18 protein-coding genes and 1 pseudogene are annotated in these 18,016 nt (G+C 70.0%); 17 read left to right on the top strand and 2 right to left on the bottom strand.

Going from position 1 to position 18,016, the window contains the following annotated elements:
* From SSQG_RS07505 to SSQG_RS07495, 3 genes and pseudogenes are all read left to right on the top strand, one after another.
* The coding region (locus SSQG_RS07505; protein WP_003989127.1) for a site-2 protease family protein at positions 1 to 1,175 on the top strand (1,175 nt) is incomplete at its 5' end.
* A gap of 73 nt (positions 1,176 to 1,248) precedes the next feature.
* A pseudogene (locus tag SSQG_RS07500) lies at positions 1,249 to 1,668 on the top strand (tRNA (adenine-N1)-methyltransferase); the annotation flags it as partial.
* A gap of 248 nt (positions 1,669 to 1,916) precedes the next feature.
* A complete protein-coding gene (locus tag SSQG_RS07495; protein WP_003989125.1) occupies positions 1,917 to 2,495 on the top strand; it encodes a hypothetical protein in 579 nt (192 codons plus the stop codon).
* A gap of 60 nt (positions 2,496 to 2,555) precedes the next feature.
* Here the strand turns inward: SSQG_RS07495 and SSQG_RS07490 are convergent, their stop codons facing one another.
* Positions 2,556 to 2,861 (bottom strand): ferredoxin, encoded by a 306-nt coding sequence (locus tag SSQG_RS07490; RefSeq protein ID WP_003989124.1) that lies wholly within the window; start codon positions 2,859 to 2,861, stop codon positions 2,556 to 2,558.
* Positions 2,862 to 3,107: 246 nt separating this feature from the next.
* Between SSQG_RS07490 and arc the strand changes: the two genes are divergently transcribed.
* From arc to prcA, 5 genes are all read left to right on the top strand, one after another.
* Positions 3,108 to 4,874 carry a proteasome ATPase gene (gene arc / locus SSQG_RS07485; RefSeq protein ID WP_003989123.1) on the top strand — a complete coding sequence of 589 codons (1,767 nt, stop codon included), beginning with the start codon at positions 3,108 to 3,110 and terminating at the stop codon, positions 4,872 to 4,874.
* Positions 4,875 to 5,108: 234 nt separating this feature from the next.
* Complete coding sequence (gene dop / locus SSQG_RS07480; RefSeq protein WP_338117246.1) at positions 5,109 to 6,620, top strand: depupylase/deamidase Dop; 1,512 nt, start codon at positions 5,109 to 5,111, stop codon at positions 6,618 to 6,620.
* A 178-nt stretch (positions 6,621 to 6,798) separates the two neighbouring features.
* Positions 6,799 to 7,017, top strand: coding sequence for a ubiquitin-like protein Pup (locus tag SSQG_RS07475; protein WP_030244016.1), 219 nt, complete (start codon positions 6,799 to 6,801; stop codon positions 7,015 to 7,017).
* Between the two features lie 334 nt (positions 7,018 to 7,351).
* A complete protein-coding gene (gene prcB / locus SSQG_RS07470; protein ID WP_003989119.1) occupies positions 7,352 to 8,197 on the top strand; it encodes a proteasome subunit beta in 846 nt (281 codons plus the stop codon).
* Positions 8,198 to 8,267: 70 nt separating this feature from the next.
* On the top strand, positions 8,268 to 9,032 hold the full coding sequence (gene prcA / locus SSQG_RS07465; protein WP_003989118.1) for a proteasome subunit alpha: 765 nt from the start codon (positions 8,268 to 8,270) through the stop codon (positions 9,030 to 9,032).
* A 291-nt stretch (positions 9,033 to 9,323) separates the two neighbouring features.
* On the opposite strand, the gene SSQG_RS07460 is transcribed toward prcA, so the two are convergent.
* Positions 9,324 to 10,379 carry a LacI family DNA-binding transcriptional regulator gene (locus SSQG_RS07460; RefSeq protein ID WP_003989117.1) on the bottom strand — a complete coding sequence of 352 codons (1,056 nt, stop codon included), beginning with the start codon at positions 10,377 to 10,379 and terminating at the stop codon, positions 9,324 to 9,326.
* 47 nt (positions 10,380 to 10,426) lie between these two features.
* Between SSQG_RS07460 and SSQG_RS07455 the strand changes: the two genes are divergently transcribed.
* From SSQG_RS07455 to tatA, 9 genes are all read left to right on the top strand, one after another.
* Entirely contained in the window at positions 10,427 to 11,686 is a 1,260-nt protein-coding gene (locus tag SSQG_RS07455) for an MFS transporter (RefSeq protein ID WP_003989116.1), read from the top strand.
* A 9-nt stretch (positions 11,687 to 11,695) separates the two neighbouring features.
* A complete protein-coding gene (pafA, locus tag SSQG_RS07450; protein WP_003989115.1) occupies positions 11,696 to 13,057 on the top strand; it encodes a Pup--protein ligase in 1,362 nt (453 codons plus the stop codon).
* Positions 13,058 to 13,186: 129 nt separating this feature from the next.
* The gene (locus SSQG_RS07445) at positions 13,187 to 14,188 is read left to right on the top strand and encodes an FKBP-type peptidyl-prolyl cis-trans isomerase (protein ID WP_003989114.1); all 1,002 of its coding nucleotides are present in this window, start codon (positions 13,187 to 13,189) and stop codon (positions 14,186 to 14,188) included.
* Positions 14,189 to 14,249: 61 nt separating this feature from the next.
* Positions 14,250 to 14,621, top strand: coding sequence for an FKBP-type peptidyl-prolyl cis-trans isomerase (locus SSQG_RS07440; RefSeq protein ID WP_003989113.1), 372 nt, complete (start codon positions 14,250 to 14,252; stop codon positions 14,619 to 14,621).
* 127 nt (positions 14,622 to 14,748) lie between these two features.
* The gene (locus tag SSQG_RS07435; RefSeq protein WP_003989112.1) at positions 14,749 to 15,726 is read left to right on the top strand and encodes a helix-turn-helix transcriptional regulator; all 978 of its coding nucleotides are present in this window, start codon (positions 14,749 to 14,751) and stop codon (positions 15,724 to 15,726) included.
* 19 nt (positions 15,727 to 15,745) lie between these two features.
* A complete protein-coding gene (locus tag SSQG_RS07430) occupies positions 15,746 to 16,834 on the top strand; it encodes a helix-turn-helix transcriptional regulator (protein WP_244299070.1) in 1,089 nt (362 codons plus the stop codon).
* Positions 16,835 to 16,927: 93 nt separating this feature from the next.
* Complete coding sequence (locus tag SSQG_RS07425; RefSeq protein WP_039934856.1) at positions 16,928 to 17,188, top strand: hypothetical protein; 261 nt, start codon at positions 16,928 to 16,930, stop codon at positions 17,186 to 17,188.
* 45 nt (positions 17,189 to 17,233) lie between these two features.
* A complete protein-coding gene (locus tag SSQG_RS07420; protein ID WP_003989109.1) occupies positions 17,234 to 17,428 on the top strand; it encodes a hypothetical protein in 195 nt (64 codons plus the stop codon).
* 259 nt (positions 17,429 to 17,687) lie between these two features.
* The gene (gene tatA, locus SSQG_RS07415) at positions 17,688 to 17,972 is read left to right on the top strand and encodes a Sec-independent protein translocase subunit TatA (RefSeq protein WP_003989108.1); all 285 of its coding nucleotides are present in this window, start codon (positions 17,688 to 17,690) and stop codon (positions 17,970 to 17,972) included.
* Positions 17,973 to 18,016 lie beyond the last annotated feature (44 nt).

Here is an 18,016-nt window from a genome sequence, read left to right as displayed (position 1 = left end):
AGGGGCCCGCCCCCCAGCGCCCCGAGCCGCGTGGCGGACTGCTCATGGGGCGGCCCTTCGGCGTTCCCGTCTACGTCGCGCCCAGCTGGTTCCTCGTCGCCGCGCTGATCACCTGGGTGTTCGGCGGGCAGCTGGAGCGTGTGCTGCCCGAGCTCGGCGCCGCCCGCTACCTGGTCTCCCTGTTCTTCGCGGTCGCCTTCTACGCCTCCGTCCTCGTCCACGAGCTGGCCCACACGGTCGCCGCCCTCCGCTTCAAGCTCCCGGTCCGCCGCATCCAGCTCCAGTTCTTCGGCGGCGTCTCCGAGATCGAGAAGGAGGCCGAGACCCCCGGCCGGGAGTTCGTGCTCGCCTTCGTCGGCCCGCTGCTCTCCCTCGTCCTGGCCGGCGTCTTCTACGCCGCCCTGCAGATCGTGGAACCCGGCACCGTCCCCGGCGTCCTGCTCGCCGGCCTGATGATCTCCAACCTCATCGTGGCCGCGTTCAACCTCCTGCCCGGCCTGCCCCTGGACGGCGGCCGCATGCTCCGCGCCGTCGTCTGGAAGCTCACCGGCAAGCCGATGAGCGGCACCGTCGCCGCCGCCTGGGTCGGCCGCGCCCTCGCCGTCTCCGTCCTGATCGGCCTGCCCCTGCTGACCCAGTCCGGCGCGCTCGGCACCGACGCCGTGGACAACGTCGGCATGGACACCGTCCTGGACGCCCTGCTCGCCGCCATCCTCGCCGCGATCATCTGGACCGGCGCCGGCAACAGCCTGCGCATGGCCCGCCTGCGTGAGCACCTCCCCGAACTGCGCGCCCGCGCGCTCACCCGCCGCGCGGTCCCCGTCGAGAGCGACACCCCCCTCTCGGAGGCCCTGCGCCGCGCCAACGCCGCCGGAGCCCGCGCCCTGGTCGTCGTCGACGCCGACGGCCACCCCCTCTCCCTCGTCCGCGAGGCCGCCATCGTCGGCGTACCCGAGCACCGCCGCCCCTGGGTGGCCGTCAGCGGCCTCGCCCAGGAACTCACCGACGGCATGCGCGTCTCCGCGGAGCTGTCGGGCGAGGAACTCCTCGACGCCCTGCGTGCCACTCCCGCCACCGAGTACCTGGTGGTGGAGGAGACCGGTGAGATCTACGGAGTACTGTCGGCGGCCGACGTCGAGCGGGCCTTCGTCAAGGCGATGGCGCGGCCCCAGTGAGCACGGGTCTGCCGGGAAGCCCTCACGCGCAGGAGTGGTCGGCGGCCGCCGTAAACGCCGGTAGGCTGGTCACATGTCCGAACCGACCGGTGCCGCCCGCAGGCGCGGGCCCTTCAAGGTCGGGGACCAGGTACAGCTGACCGACCCCAAGGGCCGCCACTACACGTTCACGCTCGAGGCCGGGAAGAACTTCCACACCCACAAGGGTTCCTTCCCGCACGACGAACTGATCGGTGCTCCCGAGGGCAGCGTTGTCCGCACCACGGGAAACGTCGCCTACCTCGCGCTGCGCCCCCTGCTCCCCGACTACGTCCTGTCCATGCCCCGCGGCGCCGCCGTGGTCTACCCCAAGGACGCGGGGCAGATCCTCGCCTTCGCCGACATCTTCCCCGGCGCCCGCGTCGTGGAGGCCGGCGTCGGCTCCGGCTCGCTCAGCAGCTTCCTGCTGCGGGCCATCGGCGACCAGGGCATGCTGCACAGTTACGAGCGCCGCGCCTTTCCGTTGCCGCCGCGGGTGAGCCACGGAGCTGTGCCGTTGACCCGCCGCAAACCCCCGAGGCCCGTGTCGCCCGGCAGCGGCGGCCCACGCAGGCACGGGCTTGCTGACACAGCGGCAGGAACCGTAACTCTCCTGACTTCCCCGGCACAGGACGTGCACACCCCGCCGTTCCCTCGCGGTGTGACGTGTGGCACCATGCTGGCCACCCCACCTCACCGGCACAGCCTCAGGAGACTCTCCTAGTGCAGCCTTCCGCCGTCCCGGAGCTCGCCCACACCCACACCCGACCGATCCACTGGCTCGCCACCGCGACGGCCGTCGCCGGCGTCGTCGCCTTCTCCTCGTTCCTGCAGCCGGACGCCGCGACGGCGGCCCAGGCGGCAAGCCCCCGGACCAAAAGCGCTCCGGCGCACTTCGCTCCGCCCGACCCGGCCGCGGCGACGTTCCCGATCGAGTGCGGCCCGGTGCAGGCCGTGGTGAAGAAGAAGGCATCCGGAGACCTCGACGGCGACGGCAGCCCGGAGACCGTGGCCGTGGTCCACTGCGACTCCCCGATGGGCACCCCGCCCGACGGCGTGTACGTCCTCACCCGGGACGGCGACACCGGCAAGCCGCGTGTGGTGGCCACCCTGCTCGACCCCCGCAAGCGCACCAACGTGAGTGACTTCGCCGTGCGGGACGGGGCCGTCAGGGCCACGCTCCTCGGCTACTCGTCGGCCGACGTGCCGCGTTGCTGCCCCGACGTGAAGAGCGACGTGAAATGGCGTTGGCAGGACGGCGCGTTCGTCCGCTCGACGCCGTCCGGGGCGCGCAGCGTGTGAAGGCCGTGCGGCTGCGGTGTGTGAGATATCAGACAGTAGTGACGCAACGTGGAGAACTGGTCACTCCGCGTCCGGTCCGTAGACCTCGGCCCTGTCCGAAACGCGACGCACGTGGATGCACTCGCCCGGACACTCCTTCGCGGAGTCGACCACGTCCGTGAGGAGCGGCAGCGGAACGGGCGTTGTCGCGCCCTTGTCCTGGAGCAACTCGTCGTCGGCGCTCTTCACATAGGCCAGACCGTCGATGTCCAGCTCGAACACCTCGGGCGCGTACTGGGCGCAGATGCCGTCACCGGTACAGAGGTCCTGGTCGATCCAGACCTCCAGCGCCTCGCCCTCGACTCCGGCCTCCTGCTGCACGCTCATGTCTCCTGCCGTTTCATGCGTCGAGCCATGTCGGGAATCCGGCCAGCTCTGACGGGTGTTGAACACTTCGACCCTACCTCCGGCTGGGTTCCAATCATGTTCGCTGGGTATTCCCCTGGCGTGAGGGAGAGCGCAAGGGTGAAGATCGGACACACCCCGACCGTCTTTGTGATCTAGGGGTTTCAATCGACACCCGCCCAGGTAGGGTCTGGAAGCGTCCAGCTCCCCTTGGAGGAGGTGAGGACCGTGGCAGCCCACGACGACGACATGAACCGCGGCATCCGCCCGGGACGCGGGTCCGACGACCCGGCCGGGCAGATCGCCTACCTTGAGCAGGAGATCGCCGTCCTGCGACGCAAGCTCGCCGACTCTCCGCGACACACGAGGATTCTCGAAGAGCGGATCGTCGAGCTGCAGACCAATCTGGCCGGCGTGTCCGCACAGAACGAGCGACTCGCCAACACGCTCCGTGAGGCCCGTGACCAGATCGTGGCCCTCAAGGAGGAGGTCGACCGGCTCGCGCAGCCGCCGGCCGGCTTCGGAGTGTTCCTGCAGGCGAACGAGGACGGCACCGCCGACATCTTCACCGGCGGCCGCAAGCTCAGAGTGAACGTCAGCCCCAGCGTCGAGCTCGAAGAGCTCCGGCGCGGCCAGGAAGTGATGCTCAACGAAGCTCTCAACGTGGTCGAGGCCATGGAGTACGAGAGCGTCGGAGACATCGTCACCCTCAAGGAGGTCCTCGAGGACGGCGAGCGGGCCCTGGTGCTCGGGCACACCGACGAGGAGCGGGTGGTGCGGCTCGCCGAGCCGCTGCTGGACGTCACCATCCGCCCCGGCGACGCCCTGCTCCTGGAGCCCCGCTCCGGATACGTCTACGAGGTCGTGCCGAAGAGCGAGGTCGAGGAGCTCGTCCTCGAAGAGGTCCCCGACATCGGCTACGAGCAGATCGGCGGCCTCGGCGGCCAGATCGAGGCCATCCGGGACGCCGTGGAGCTCCCGTATCTCTACCCGGACCTGTTCAAGGAGCACGAACTGCGGCCGCCGAAGGGTGTCCTGCTGTACGGGCCCCCCGGATGCGGTAAGACCCTCATCGCCAAGGCCGTGGCCAATTCGCTGGCCAAGAAGGTCGCCGAGGTGACCGGCCAGGCCGCCGGCAAGAGCTTCTTCCTCAACATCAAGGGCCCGGAGCTGCTGAACAAGTACGTCGGTGAGACGGAGCGGCAGATCCGCCTCGTCTTCCAGCGGGCCCGTGAGAAGGCCAGCGAGGGCACCCCCGTCATCGTCTTCTTCGACGAGATGGAGTCCCTCTTCCGCACCCGTGGCTCCGGTGTCAGCTCGGACGTGGAGAACACCATCGTCCCGCAGCTGCTCGCCGAGATCGACGGTGTGGAGGGCCTGCAGAACGTGGTCGTGATCGGTGCCTCCAACCGTGAGGACATGATCGACCCGGCCATCCTGCGGCCCGGCCGGCTGGACGTGAAGATCAAGATCGAGCGTCCGGACGCCGAGGCGGCCAAGGACATCTTCGGCAAGTACCTCACCGAGCGCCTCCCGCTCCACGGCGACGACCTCGCCGAGCACGGCGACTCCAAGGCCTCCACGGTCCAGAGCATGATCCAGACGGCCGTGGAACAGATGTACGCCGAGTCCGAGGAGAACCGCTTCCTGGAGGTCACCTACGCCAACGGTGACAAGGAAGTCCTCTACTTCAAGGACTTCAACTCCGGCGCCATGATCGAGAACATCGTGGGCCGGGCCAAGAAGATGGCGATCAAGGACTTCCTCGAGAAGAACCAGAAGGGTCTGCGCGTCTCCCACCTCCTCCAGGCCTGCGTGGACGAGTTCAAGGAGAACGAGGACCTGCCGAACACCACCAACCCGGACGACTGGGCCCGGATCTCCGGAAAGAAGGGCGAGCGGATCGTGTACATCCGTACGCTCATCACCGGAAAGCAGGGCGCGGACACCGGACGCTCCATCGACACGGTGGCGAACACCGGTCAGTACCTGTAAAAGGCAGGGTGGCTGCGGGTGCCCTCGGCGGGTACCCGCAGCCGACTGTTTTTCGGGCCACGGCTGGAGCAACGCAATGACGCAAATGATCTCCCCACCAGCGCAAAGGCGTTCTAGGCTCTTCCGTACCGCCGATTCGCGCAGTGCGGGGACGGGCACCGCACACGCAACCGAGCGCCAGCGGTATCTGAGCGGCGCCCACGACCGAGGGAGCCGCCGGGCAAGGAGGGCCGCATGACCGTACGGCGAGTAATGGGCATCGAGACGGAGTACGGGATCTCCGTCCCCGGCCACCCGAACGCCAATGCCATGCTCACCTCGTCCCAGATCGTGAACGCCTACGCGGCGGCGATGCACCGGGCCCGCCGGGCCCGCTGGGACTTCGAGGAGGAGAACCCGCTGCGGGACGCCCGAGGCTTCGACCTCGCCCGCGAGGCCGCCGACGCCAGCCAGCTCACCGACGAGGACATCGGCCTGGCCAACGTGATCCTCACCAACGGTGCACGGCTCTACGTCGACCACGCGCACCCCGAGTACAGCGCCCCCGAGGTCACCAATCCCCGGGACGCCGTCCTCTGGGACAAGGCGGGCGAGCGGATCATGGCGGAGGCCGCGGAACGGGCCGCCCAGCTGCCCGGTGCCCAGCCCATCCACCTGTACAAGAACAACACCGACAACAAGGGCGCGTCCTACGGCACGCACGAGAACTACCTGATGAAGCGGGAGACCCCCTTCTCGGACATCGTGCGCCACCTGACGCCGTTCTTCGTCTCCCGCCAGGTCTTCGCCGGAGCCGGCCGCGTCGGCATCGGCCAGGACGGGCACGAGCACGGCTTCCAGCTCAGTCAGCGGGCCGACTACTTCGAGGTGGAGGTCGGCCTCGAGACCACGCTGAAACGCCCGATCATCAACACCCGCGACGAGCCGCACGCCGACGCCGAGAAGTACCGCCGGCTGCACGTGATCATCGGCGACGCGAACCTGTCGGAGATCTCGACGTACCTGAAGCTGGGCACCACGGCTCTCGTCCTGTCCATGATCGAGGACGGCTTCATCGCGGTGGACCTCGCCGTCGACCAGCCCGTCCGCACGCTGCACCAGGTCTCCCACGACCCGTCGCTCAAGCGTCTCGTCACGCTCCGCAGCGGCCGGACACTCACCGCGGTCCAGCTGCAGATGGAGTACTACGAGCTGGCGCGCAAGTACGTGGAGGAGCGGTTCGGGGCGGACGCCGACGACCAGACCAAGGACGTGCTGTCCCGCTGGGAGGACACCCTCACCCGTCTGGAGCACGACCCGATGAGCCTGGCCGGCGAGCTGGACTGGGTCGCCAAGCGGGAGCTCATGGAGGGCTACCGGCGCCGGGACAACCTCGACTGGGACGCGGCGCGGCTGCATCTGGTCGACCTCCAGTACGCCGACGTACGGCCCGAGAAGGGCCTGTACAACCGTCTGGTGGCCCGCGGGCGCATGAAGCGCCTGCTGGGCGAGGCCGACATCGAGCGGGCCCGTACGGTGCCTCCTGAGGACACCCGCGCCTACTTCCGCGGCCGCTGCCTGGAGCAGTACGCGGACGACGTCGCGGCGGCCTCCTGGGACTCGGTGATCTTCGACCTCCCGGGCCGGGACTCGCTGCAGCGCGTCCCAACCCTGGAACCGCTTCGCGGAACGCGTAATCACGTCAAGGAGCTCCTGGACCGCTGCCGTACCGCGGAAGACCTGGTCAGGGTCCTGTCCGGGGGATGAGCACGCATCGCGGGTACTCGGGAGGGGCCCGCCGGACAGGGTGGAAAATCCCAGGTCCGGGAATCATCGAGGTGGCCCCCGTACGTTGGAGCAACTGCGGGGCCATTGTCAGACCCGGCGAGTAGGGTCTGATCTTGACCGAGCAACTGTGTCGGGCGAACCGAGCGGGGTGAGGGATATGGCGACCAAGGACACCGGCGGCGGACAGCAGAAGGCCACCCGGTCCACCGAGGAGGTCGAGGAGCAGGCGGCAGAGGCGCAGGCTTCGGAGGACCTCAAGGAGCGTCAGGAGAAGCTGAGCGACGACGTGGACTCGGTTCTGGACGAGATCGACGACGTACTCGAGGAGAATGCCGAGGATTTCGTGCGGTCCTTCGTCCAAAAGGGCGGCCAGTAAGGCTCCTGCGCCTTCGTTCCGAAGGTGAACGGGCGCATTGGTGACGGACGGGCGGAGCGCGGAGCGCTGTGCGCGGGGCGGTGAACGACGTTCTGCCCTCGTGTGCGGCGCTCCGGGCGTCGCGGCGTCCTGAGCCCGCCGGCCCGCCGGAATCCGGCGGTGGGCAAGTGCGGGGTCGCCGCGGCGGAGTTGGGGCCGCCGGGCATGTGGATCACCGCCGCAGGACGGGTAGGGTCCGTGGCATACCGTGCCCCCGGTGGCAACCGGACCGGGGTAGTTCCAAGGATCGGCCCGACGTCACAGGGCGGGCTGTCGCATACGTGGAAGGAATCGCGTGGAAGCCAACACTCGTAGCACCGGGCGTCTACCAGCTGCCTTCCTGACGCCAGGGTCTTCCTCCTTCATGGACTTCCTGTCCGAGCACCAGCCGGAGATGCTGCCCGGCAATCGGCAACTGCCGCCCACCCAGGGCGTGATCGAGGCGCCGCACGGCACCACGATCGTCGCCGTGACGTTCCCCGGCGGTGTCGTCCTCGCCGGTGACCGGCGGGCCACCATGGGCAATGTCATCGCGCAGCGGGACATCGAGAAGGTCTTTCCGGCCGACGAGTACTCGGCGGTGGGCATCGCCGGTACGGCCGGTCTGGCCGTGGAGATGGTGAAGCTGTTCCAGCTGGAGCTGGAGCACTTCGAGAAGGTCGAGGGCGCGCAGCTGTCGCTGGAGGGCAAGGCGAACCGGCTGTCGACCATGATCCGCTCCAACCTCGGCATGGCCATGCAGGGCCTGGCCGTGGTGCCGCTCTTCGCGGGGTACGACGTGGACCGTGAGAAGGGGCGGATCTTCTCGTACGACGTGACGGGCGGGCGCTCCGAGGAGCAGGGCTACGCGGCCACGGGTTCCGGCTCGATCTTCGCGCGCGGCGCGATGAAGAAGCTCTTCCGGAACGACCTGAGCGAAGCCGACGCCACGACGCTCGTCGTCCAGGCGCTCTACGACGCGGCAGACGACGACTCGGCGACCGGCGGTCCCGATGTCGCCCGCCGGATCTATCCCATCGTCACCGTGATCACCGAGGACGGCTTCCGCCGGCTCTCCGAGACCGAGGCGTCCGAGATCGCGCGCGCGGTCCTGGAGCGGCGGCTGGAGCAGCCGGACGGTCCGCGGGCCGCGCTGCTCTAGGCAGCGGGCTGTCTTGAATCAGGGTGGTCCAGTGAATCGACGGAATTCTGAAGAGAGGGACGGATAACCGGTGTCGACGCCGTTCTATGTCTCACCCCAGCAGGCGATGGCCGACCGGGCCGAGTACGCCCGCAAGGGCATCGCCCGTGGCCGCAGCCTGGTCGTGCTGCAGTATGCCGACGGCATCGTGTTCGTCGGCGAGAACCCGTCCCGTGCGCTGCACAAGTTCAGCGAGATCTACGACCGGATCGGCTTCGCGGCCGCCGGCAAGTACAACGAGTACGAGAACCTGCGGATCGGCGGTGTGCGCTACGCCGACCTGCGCGGTTACACCTACGACCGGGACGATGTGACGGCCCGGGGCCTGGCCAACGTGTACGCGCAGACGCTGGGCACGATCTTCTCCAGTGCGGCCGAGAAGCCGTACGAGGTGGAGCTGGTCGTCGCCGAGGTCGGGGAGACGCCCGAGGGCGACCAGATCTACCGGCTGCCGCACGACGGATCCATCGTGGACGAGCACGGCTCGGTCGCGGTGGGTGGCAACGCCGAGCAGATCAGCAGCTACCTGGACCAGCGTCACCAGGAGGGCATGACGCTCGCCGAGGCGCTGAAGCTCGCGGTGCAGGCGCTGTCCCGCGACACCAACGGCAGCGAGCGGGAGATTCCCGCGGAGCGGCTGGAGGTGGCGGTGCTGGACCGTACGCGTCCGCAGAAGCGCAAGTTCAAGCGGATCAGTGCGCGTCAGCTGTCCCGCCTGATGGAGGCGGACGGTTCGGGACCGGCGACGGCGGCGGAGGCCGAGGAGGCTGACTCCGAGTCCGGGGACGACGAGTAGTCGGATCGCCCGTAGTCGCGCGCCCCGGCAGTTTTCGGCCGGGGCGCGCGGGTGGTGAGTCGGGGCCGTGCCGGGGGTGTCCGTCCTCGGAACGGCGCGACCAGGTCACCTACCGGCTGACTGGCGTTACACGCGCCGCCCGCTGCGGGCGGACACCCCCCGACACGGCCCCTTGCGCACGTACCTAGCTGCGCCCACCCGTGCCGCCCCTAGCGGCACGGGTGGGCGCAGCGGCACCCCGCCACGCCGGGCTGCGCAACGCCCCGGCCCCAGCACCAACGCCGGGTACAGCTAGCGTGGGGGCGCCGTAGAGCCCCGTACGACCAGCCGCACGGGAATGTCCCCACCCTCGGGCTCACGCCCCTCCAGAACGGCCAGCAGAGCCCGCATCCCTCGTTCGCCGAACAACTCGGCATCGAGGCGGACCGTCGTCAGCTCCGGGTCGATCGCCGTGGCCAGCGCCAGATCGTCCAGGCCGGTGACGGAGACGTCGTCCGGGATGCGCAGCCCCAGCCGACGGACCGCCTTGTACGCCCCGGCGGCCAGCTTGTCGTCGTCACAGACGAGCGCGGTGGGACGAGGGCCGGTCTCCGACAGCGCCCTCACGGTCGCGGCCACCGCATCCTCGATGGAGATCGGTGAACGGGCCGTGACGACCGACGTGCCCGGCACCGCGGCCACACGCGTCGCCAGCTCCCGGGCCCGCACCTCGAAGGTCCAGGACGGAACGTCCGCCGCCAGATGGAGGAAGCGGCGGTGGCCCAGCCCCAGCAGATGCTCCGCGACCTGGCGGACACCGTCGGCGATGTCGAGGTTGACCGTCGCCGCCCCCAGGCTGCCCTCCGGGTCGCTGTCCAGCATCACCAGCGGCAGCGCCTCACCACGGATCGCCGAGAGCGCGTCCGCCGCCATGGAGGAGGCGATCACGCCGTCCAGCGCGGCCTGCGCGGAGGCGAAGGGGTCCCGGGCGGGCCCGATGCCCTCGGGGGAGGGGTAGAGGACCACGCCGAAGCCGTGCTCGGCGGCGACGCGGGCGGCGCCCGTGTAGACGCCGGCGAAGAACTCCGTGGTGAGGGCGGGGACGACCAGGAGAACCGTGCGCGTGCGGCCCAGGCGCAGGTTGCGGGCGGCCAGGTTCGGGCGGTAGCCCAGCTCGCGCGCGGCCTCGCGGACCCGCTCCGCCGTCGCCTCCGCGACCCGTCCGCGCCACTTGTCCCCGAGGACCAGGGAGACCGCCGCCTGGGAGACCCCGGCGGCCTGGGCGACGTCCCGGCTCGTGGGGCGGGTGGTGCTGCCTCGTGCCACCGTCGGCCTGCTCCTTCGTCTGGACTCCCGAACAGCCGACATGGTACGTATGAGCTCCGACGTTATACGTAAAACCTAGGGGCGGGGACATGGCCACGGGATACCTGGAGATCCTTCGGGCACGGCACGCGGCCCGGCTGCTCGTCGGCACGCTGGTCGGCCGGCTGCCCTGTGCCACGGCGCCCATCGCGATCGTGCTGTTCGTCCGGGCGGAGGGCGGCACGTACAGCCTGGCGGGGGCTCTGGCGGCCGTGTACGGCGTCGCCAACGCCGTGGGGCAGCCGGTCCTGGGCCGGCTCGTGGACCAGCGGGGACAGCCTCGCGTGCAGCTGCCGGCAGCCGTCCTCTCCGCGCTCTCCATGGCCGTATTCGCCTTCGGCGGCATCGGGTCGCTGCCGCTCGCGTACGGCGCCGTCGCCGCGGCGGGGATCTTTACGCCGCCCCTGGAGGGCGGGCTGCGGGCGCTGTGGCCCTCGGTCCTCCGGAAGGAGGACCAGGTCCACACGGCGTACGCCATGGACGCCGTGGCCCAGGAGGTGATGTTCACCGTCGGGCCGCTGCTGGTGACGCTGTGCGTGTCCCTGTGGTCGGCCCAGGCCGCGCTGCTCGTGCTGAACGTGGTGGGGGTGCTGGGGGCGCTGTCCGTGGTGGTGTCGCCGCCCTCGCGTGCGTGGCGGTCGGCGCCGCGGGAGGCGCACTGGCTGGGCGCGCTGCGCTCGACGGGGCTCCTGGCGGTGCTGGCGGCGTTCCTGTTCGTCGGGATGGCGCTCGGGTCCATCACGGTCGCCTCGGTGCCCTACGCGGACGAGCACGGCGGTGACGCGGTGTACGGCTGGCTGATGGCCGCCCTGGGGTTCGGGGCGCTGGTCGGTGGCACCGTCTACGGGGCCCGGCAGTGGGCCGGTGAGCCCGCGCGGCGACTCCAGGTGCTGGTGGCCCTTCTGGTGGTGTGTTACCTGCCGCTGATGCTGATGCCGGACGCGGTGCCCATGGTGGCGCTGACCGCGCTCGCCGGGGTCTTCCTCGCGCCCGCCATCGCCTGCGCGTTCGTCCTGGTCGACCGGCACGCCCCGCGCGGCACCGTCACCGAGGCGTTCTCCTGGCTCGTGACGACGTTCACCGTGGGCCACTCGGTGGGAACGGGCGTCGCGGGCCCCGTCGTCGAGGCCGGAGGGGCCCTGTGGGGCTTCGCCGTGCCGGGTGTCGTGGGCGGCGTGTCCCTGCTGGTTTTGACCGCCACAGGACGGGTACTCGCAGCTCCCGGCGGGGGAGCGGTTGTTGCGGCCGGTTCGGAAAATGATCCAAACCGTGCCCCCGAACCCCGTTTCAGTTCAGGGGATCGGGCGTAATGTTCCCTCATGGACCGCCGCATTTTCGGGCTGGAGAACGAGTACGGCGTCACGTGCACGTTCAGGGGACAGCGCCGCCTGTCTCCTGACGAGGTGGCGCGGTACCTCTTCCGCCGTGTCGTGTCATGGGGCCGCAGCAGCAATGTCTTTCTGCGAAACGGCGCCCGCCTCTATCTCGACGTGGGCTCACATCCGGAATACGCCACACCCGAATGTGACAACGTGATCGAACTGGTCACCCACGACAAAGCGGGCGAGCGCATTCTCGAGGGACTCCTGGTGGACGCCGAACGACGCCTGCACGAGGAGGGAATCGCGGGCGACGTCTACCTCTTCAAGAACAACACCGATTCGGCGGGCAACTCCTACGGCTGCCACGAGAACTATCTGGTCGCCCGGCACGGGGAGTTCTCCCGGCTCGCGGACATTCTCATTCCGTTCCTGGTGACGAGGCAGCTGCTGTGCGGCGCCGGCAAGGTGCTGCAGACGCCGCGCGGGGCCGTGTACTGCGTCAGCCAGCGGGCCGAGCACATCTGGGAGGGCGTCTCCTCGGCGACGACCCGCTCCCGGCCGATCATCAACACGCGCGACGAGCCGCACGCGGACGCCGAGCGCTACCGGCGACTGCACGTCATCGTGGGCGACTCCAACATGTCCGAGACGACCATGCTGCTCAAGGTCGGCGCGACCGACCTGGTGCTGCGCATGATCGAGGCGGGCACGGTGATGCGGGACCTCACGCTGGAGAACCCGATCCGGGCGATCCGCGAGGTCAGCCACGACATCACCGGGCGCCGCAAGGTGCGCCTGGCCAGCGGCCGGGAGGCCTCCGCGCTGGAGGTGCAGCGCGAGTACTACGAGAAGGCGCTGGACTTCTGCGAGCGCCGCGGCATCCGCACCGGCACCGTCGAGCGCGTGCTGGAGCTGTGGGGCCGGACGCTGGACGCGATCGAGACCGAGGACCTCGACCGCATCGGCACCGAGATCGACTGGGTCATGAAGTACAAGCTCATCGAGCGGTACCGCAGCAAGAACAACATGACCATGTCGCATCCGCGGGTCGCGCAGATAGACCTCGCCTACCACGACATCCACCGCCGTCGTGGCCTGTACTACCTGCTCGAGAAGAAGGGCCAGGCGGCCCGGGTCTGCAACGACTTGAAGATCTTCGAGGGCAAGTCCGTGCCGCCGCAGACCACTAGGGCCCGGCTGCGCGGCGACTTCATCCGGCGGGCCCAGGAGCAGCGCCGTGACTTCACGGTGGACTGGGTCCACCTCAAGCTCAATGACCAGGCTCAGCGCACCGTGTTGTGCAAGGACCCGTTCCGTTCCGTGGACGACAGGGTGGAGAAGCTGATCGCCGGAATGTGAGGAAACGCCCCGGCGGGGAAATCGCCGGAACGCCACACGGGCGCCGTACGTTACCAGTGCGGCGCCCTGCTCACGCCGTAGAGTTGCGCGCACGCCATCAGAAGATCGATTGATTACGAGGCCCCCACAGTGCGCCGACGCTCACTTCTCATCGCTGTTCCCGCAGGACTGACCACGCTCGCCGCATGCGGTGACGACAAGTCCGACTCGAGCAAGGCAAGCGACAGTCCGTCGCCCTCGGCGTCGGCCCCGTCCGCGGCCCCGCCGCCGAAGATCGTGGACGGTCCGCTGCCGGCGGTCACCGCGGGCACCAAGTTCGACGAGAAGCCGACGATCGCCAAGGGCAGCGGCGAGCCGTCGAAGCAGCTGGCGGTGAAGACCCTGATCGCGGGCAGCGGCAAGACCGTCGCGGAGAACGACTTCGTCGTGGCGAACTACCTGGGCCAGGTCTGGAGCACGGGCAAGGTCTTCGACAACTCCTACGACCGCAAGACCCGCCTGGCCATCCAGCTCTCCCAGGGCCGGATCATCGACGGCTGGCGGTACGCGCTGGCCGGCAAGAAGGCGGGCAGCCGTGTCGAGATGGCCGTCCCGCCCACCTGGGGATACGGCTCGCAGGGCAACCCGCAGGCGGGCATCAAGGGCACCGACACCCTGGTCTTCGTGGTCGACGTGCAGGACACGTTCAACGCCACGAGCTCCGCCAAGGGCGAGAAGGTCCCGCAGGACGACGCGGACCTGCCCAAGGTCGGCACCAACACCGACGGCAAGGCCCCCAGCATCGAGGTGCCCAAGGCGGCCGCCCCGACCAAGCTCGTCGCGGAGTACGTCCTGGAGGGCGACGGCGACGAGGTCGCCGCCGGCGACAGCGTGCTCGTGCAGTACAAGGGCGTGCTGTGGGACGGCGGCAAGGAGTTCGACTCCTCGTACGCCAACAAGCAGCTGGTGTCGTTCTCCCTCCAGCAGGTCGTCAAGGGCTGGGCGCAGGGCCTGACCGGCAAGAAGGTCGGCAGCCGCGTCCTCATCGTCATCCCGCCGAAGCTGGGTTACGGGGACAACCCGCCGCAGGGCAGCGGCATCAAGAAGGACTCCACGCTGGTCTTTTCGGTGGACATCCTCGCGAAGCTCTGAGGCGCGTGGGATGTAAGACTGTGCGTGTTCGCCTTTTCGCAGACAAGCAGGAGCTAGAGACGTGAGCATCGACAAGCCCGAGATCGACTTCCCGGGCGGCGAGCCCCCGGCGGACCTCGAGATCAAGGACATCTGGGAAGGCGACGGCCCGGTCGCGCAGGCGGGCCAGACCGTCACCGTGCACTACGTCGGTGTCGCCTTCAGCACGGGCGAGGAGTTCGACGCCAGCTGGAACCGCGGCACCCCCTTCCGCTTCCCGCTGGGCGGCGGCCGGGTCATCCAGGGCTGGGACCAGGGCGTGCAGGGCATGAAGGTCGGCGGCCGTCGCCAGCTGACCATCCCCGCCCACCTCGCCTACGGCAACCAGAGCCCGTCTCCTCTGATCAAGCCGGGCGAGACCCTGATCTTCGTGGTCGACCTGCTCGGGGTCTGAGCAAGGTTCGCACAGAATCGATCATGTGGGGCCCATGCCTGTCCGGGCATGGGCCCTCGGCTTTGCGGTCCCCCCGCGGGGCGGTACGGTCATCGGTCTAAGCACCATAGGGAGGCGAAAGGCGTCGATGGCCATTGCCAAGGCGGAGCGGCTGATGAACCTGGCGCTGTGTCTGCTCGGGACGCGGCGGCCGCTCAGCAAGCGTGAGCTGCGCGACTCCATCGAGGCCTACGTCGAGGCCTTCGGGCCGGGCAACGGCCCCGGCGGCAACGACGACTCCTTCAACCGCATGTTCGAGCGCGACAAGGACGACCTGCGCGAACTCGGACTGGTCATCGAGACCGTAGAGAGCCTCGACGGCGAGATCGGCTACCTGGCCCGCCGTGACAGCAACCGTCTCCCGCCCATCACCCTGGACGCCGAGGAGGCCGCCGCCCTCGGGCTCGCCGCCAAGGTGTGGCAGCAGGCCCGGCTGGCCGGCGCTGCCAGCGGCGCCCTGCAGAAACTGCGCGCGGCGGGCCTCCCCGAGGACGTCGACCCGTACGGGCCGCACGGCGCGCTGGAGCCGCGCATCCCCGTACACGAGGCGGCGTTCGAGCCGCTGATGCTCGCCTGCCGGGACCGCCGGCCGGTCGTGTTCGACTACCGCAAGGCGACCGCCGCCCGCCCCGAGCAGCGGCATGTCGAGCCGTGGGCGCTGGAGTGCTGGCGCGGCCACTGGTACCTGGCCGGCTGGGACCGCGACCGGGGTGCCGAGCGCGTCTTCCGGCTGTCCCGGATCACCGGCAAGGTCCGCTCGCGCGGCGGCCGGTACACCGCCGACGTGCCGGACGTCGTCACCGTCCGCGAGACCGTCGCGAGCTGGGCCGGGGAGATCGCGGACCGCTCGGCGCGGATCCGGCTGCGCTCGGACGCGGGGTACCCCCTTCGGGCGAAGGCGACCTCCGTGCGGGAACTCGGGGACGGCTGGGACGAGTTGGAGATTCCGTACGGCCACGGGCTGGACGCCTGGCTGGTGGAGTTCGGGCCGGACGTGGTCGTCCTGGAGCCCGCCGAGCTGCGGGCCGACGTGGTGGACCGGCTGCGGGCCGTGGCCAAGGGCTGAGGGGGAGCGGGAAGAGACAGTGGCAGGCAAACCGGTCAGGCCCGTGAACGCCATCGACCAGACCCGGCGGATGCTCTCCCTGGTGACGTATCTGAGAGAGCGTCCCGGAGCGCGGGTCGAGGACGTCGCGCGTGCCTTCGGCATCACCGAGGACGAGCTGGTCTCCGACCTCGACGTGCTGCCCATGTGCGGCACCAGCTTCCGTGGCGGCGACCTGCTCGACATCGACACCGACGGCGAGCGCATCTGGTGGCACAACCCGGCCGCCCTCGCGGCGGAGGCGGCCGAGCCGCTCCGGCTCGCCGCCGACGAGGCCACCGCGCTGCTCGTCGCCGCCCGGGCCGTGGCCACGCTGCCAGGCCTGCGCGAGAGCGACCGCCAGGCGCTGCTGCGGGCGACGGCCAAGGTGGAGACCGCGGCCGGCGAGGCGGCGGGCGCCAGCTCGCGCCTGTCGGTGACCTTCGAGTCCGAGGGCGGAGTCTTCGCGGACGTCGACCGGGCGATCGCCGAGCGCCGCCGGCTGTGGATCCGCTACTACTCGCCCGCGCGCGACGAGGTCACCGAGCGTGAGATCGACCCGATCCGCCTCGTCAGCGTCGGGCACACCTATGTCGAGGCCTGGTGCCGCCGCTCCGAGGCGCGCCGCACCTTCCGGCTCGACCGGGTCGCGGAGATCAGGATCCTGGACGAGCCGTCGGCGCCGCCGGAGGTCGAGCTGCGGGACCTGTCGGAGGGGCTGGTGCAGCCCGCCGCGGAGGACCCGGAGGTCGTCGTCGAGGTCGGCCCGGGCGGACGCTGGGTCGCCGAGTACTACCCGCACGACAGTGCGGATGAGCTCCCGGACGGCGGGCTGCGTATCACTCTGCGGACCCCCGACCCGGCGTCGCTGCGGCGCCTGGCCCTGCGGCTCGGACGTGACGGCCGCATCGTGTCGCCGCCCGAGCTCGCGGACAGCGCCCGGCTGGCGGCCCGCGAGGCGCTGGCGGGGTACGACGGGATCGAGTCGGTCCGGGCCGCCGACGTGACGGAGGCGGCCGGGGTGCCCGGGCCGCACCCGGTGAGCGCGACGCCCGCCGTCCCGGACGGGACGGACTGCGGGCGCGAGTGAGCCGACACGGCGCGCGGTGCCCCCGAGGCGAACGACCGAGGACGAGGAGCGAGGACTGTGAGCGAGTCGGTGACGTCGTCCGGTGCGCGGGGCATGACGGTGGAGTCCGCGTTCGCCGGGATGAGAGGCGTGTCCCCGGTGATGTTCCGGGCAGGCTGCCCCGACTGCCGGGAGCGTTTCGAGCTCACCGCGGGTGCGCTGCGCCTCGCCATCGGCGCCTCGAGCCGCACCACGTTCTACTCGTTCACCTGCCCGGAGTGCGGCGCGTCCGTCCGCAAGCCCGCGGGGGAGCGGATCGTGGAGCTGCTCACCGGCGGTGGCGTGCGGACCCTGCGGCTGCACTCGACCCTCTAGAGGGGCGGGCCGTCCGGCCGTCCGGGACGGTCTAGGCTCGACGTCATGTTCTGGCCGATGTTCGCGGTTGCTCTGGGGTTCGTGGGTCTCGCCGTGCTGGGGGTGCTCGCCGTACGGGTCTTCGTCGAGGCACAGCGCCTGGGCAGGCAAGTCACGGACTCGGCGCGGCGCATCAACCGGGCCGCCGAGGACCTGGACCGGGCGGCGGAGAGCGCGGCCCGGTCCGTGGACGCCCTGTGAGTCACGCAACGGGCGGCTGTGAGTTGCGTTTCGGGACAGTTCGCCCTGTCACCTCGGCGGTTCGTCCAGGTACTCTGCTGGTCGCGGCCCGGTTAACGAGGCACTGGTCGCGGACGGGAGTACGCACGGGGGATGCAGAGGGATTGCCTCACGTTTACCCCTGAGCGTTACGATCGCTGTCAACACGACCGTTCGGACACATGTCCGACCGGTCGGACAGCACCCCACCACAGCCGCCTCGGTGAGAAGGTAAAGACTTATGTTCGGAAGGCTCGGAGCCCCCGAGATCATTCTCATCCTCGTCGTCATCATCCTGCTGTTCGGCGCGAAGAAGCTTCCGGACATGGCGCGGTCGCTCGGCAAGTCCGCCCGCATCCTCAAGAGCGAGGCCAAGGCGATGAAGGACGACGGCAAGTCGTCCACGACCCCGGCCGGTCCGCCCAACCCCGACGAGCAGCCCGCGCAGCGCACCATCCAGTCCGCGCCCGGCGACGTGACCAGCTCCCGCCCGGTCAACGAACCGACGGACACGACCAAGCGCTGACGCAGGGCCGGTGACCTCCGGCCCGCCGCACGAGATGGGAACGT

The sequence above is a fragment of the Streptomyces viridochromogenes DSM 40736 genome, assembly GCF_000158955.1.
Taxonomy (GTDB): Bacteria; Actinomycetota; Actinomycetes; order Streptomycetales; family Streptomycetaceae; genus Streptomyces; species Streptomyces venetus.
The sequence above is the reverse complement of the archived record's forward strand: the minus strand, read 5'-3'. Positions and strand labels throughout refer to the sequence as shown.

What these genes read in the sequence shown, in the direction of transcription:
- SSQG_RS07475 (WP_030244016.1), top strand. Translation starts at nt 6,799, where the DNA reads ATGGCGACCAAGGACACCGGCGGCGGACAGCAGAAGGCCACCCGGTCC.
- SSQG_RS07455 (WP_003989116.1), top strand. Translation starts at nt 10,427, where the DNA reads ATGGCCACGGGATACCTGGAGATCCTTCGGGCACGGCACGCGGCCCGG.
- SSQG_RS07425 (WP_039934856.1), top strand. Translation starts at nt 16,928, where the DNA reads ATGACGGTGGAGTCCGCGTTCGCCGGGATGAGAGGCGTGTCCCCGGTG.
- SSQG_RS07460 (WP_003989117.1), bottom strand. Translation starts at nt 10,379, where the DNA reads ATGTCGGCTGTTCGGGAGTCCAGACGAAGGAGCAGGCCGACGGTGGCA.
- SSQG_RS07435 (WP_003989112.1), top strand. Translation starts at nt 14,749, where the DNA reads ATGGCCATTGCCAAGGCGGAGCGGCTGATGAACCTGGCGCTGTGTCTG.
- SSQG_RS07490 (WP_003989124.1), bottom strand. Translation starts at nt 2,861, where the DNA reads ATGAGCGTGCAGCAGGAGGCCGGAGTCGAGGGCGAGGCGCTGGAGGTC.
- tatA (WP_003989108.1), top strand. Translation starts at nt 17,688, where the DNA reads ATGTTCGGAAGGCTCGGAGCCCCCGAGATCATTCTCATCCTCGTCGTC.
- SSQG_RS07420 (WP_003989109.1), top strand. Translation starts at nt 17,234, where the DNA reads ATGTTCTGGCCGATGTTCGCGGTTGCTCTGGGGTTCGTGGGTCTCGCC.
- pafA (WP_003989115.1), top strand. Translation starts at nt 11,696, where the DNA reads ATGGACCGCCGCATTTTCGGGCTGGAGAACGAGTACGGCGTCACGTGC.
- dop (WP_338117246.1), top strand. Translation starts at nt 5,109, where the DNA reads ATGACCGTACGGCGAGTAATGGGCATCGAGACGGAGTACGGGATCTCC.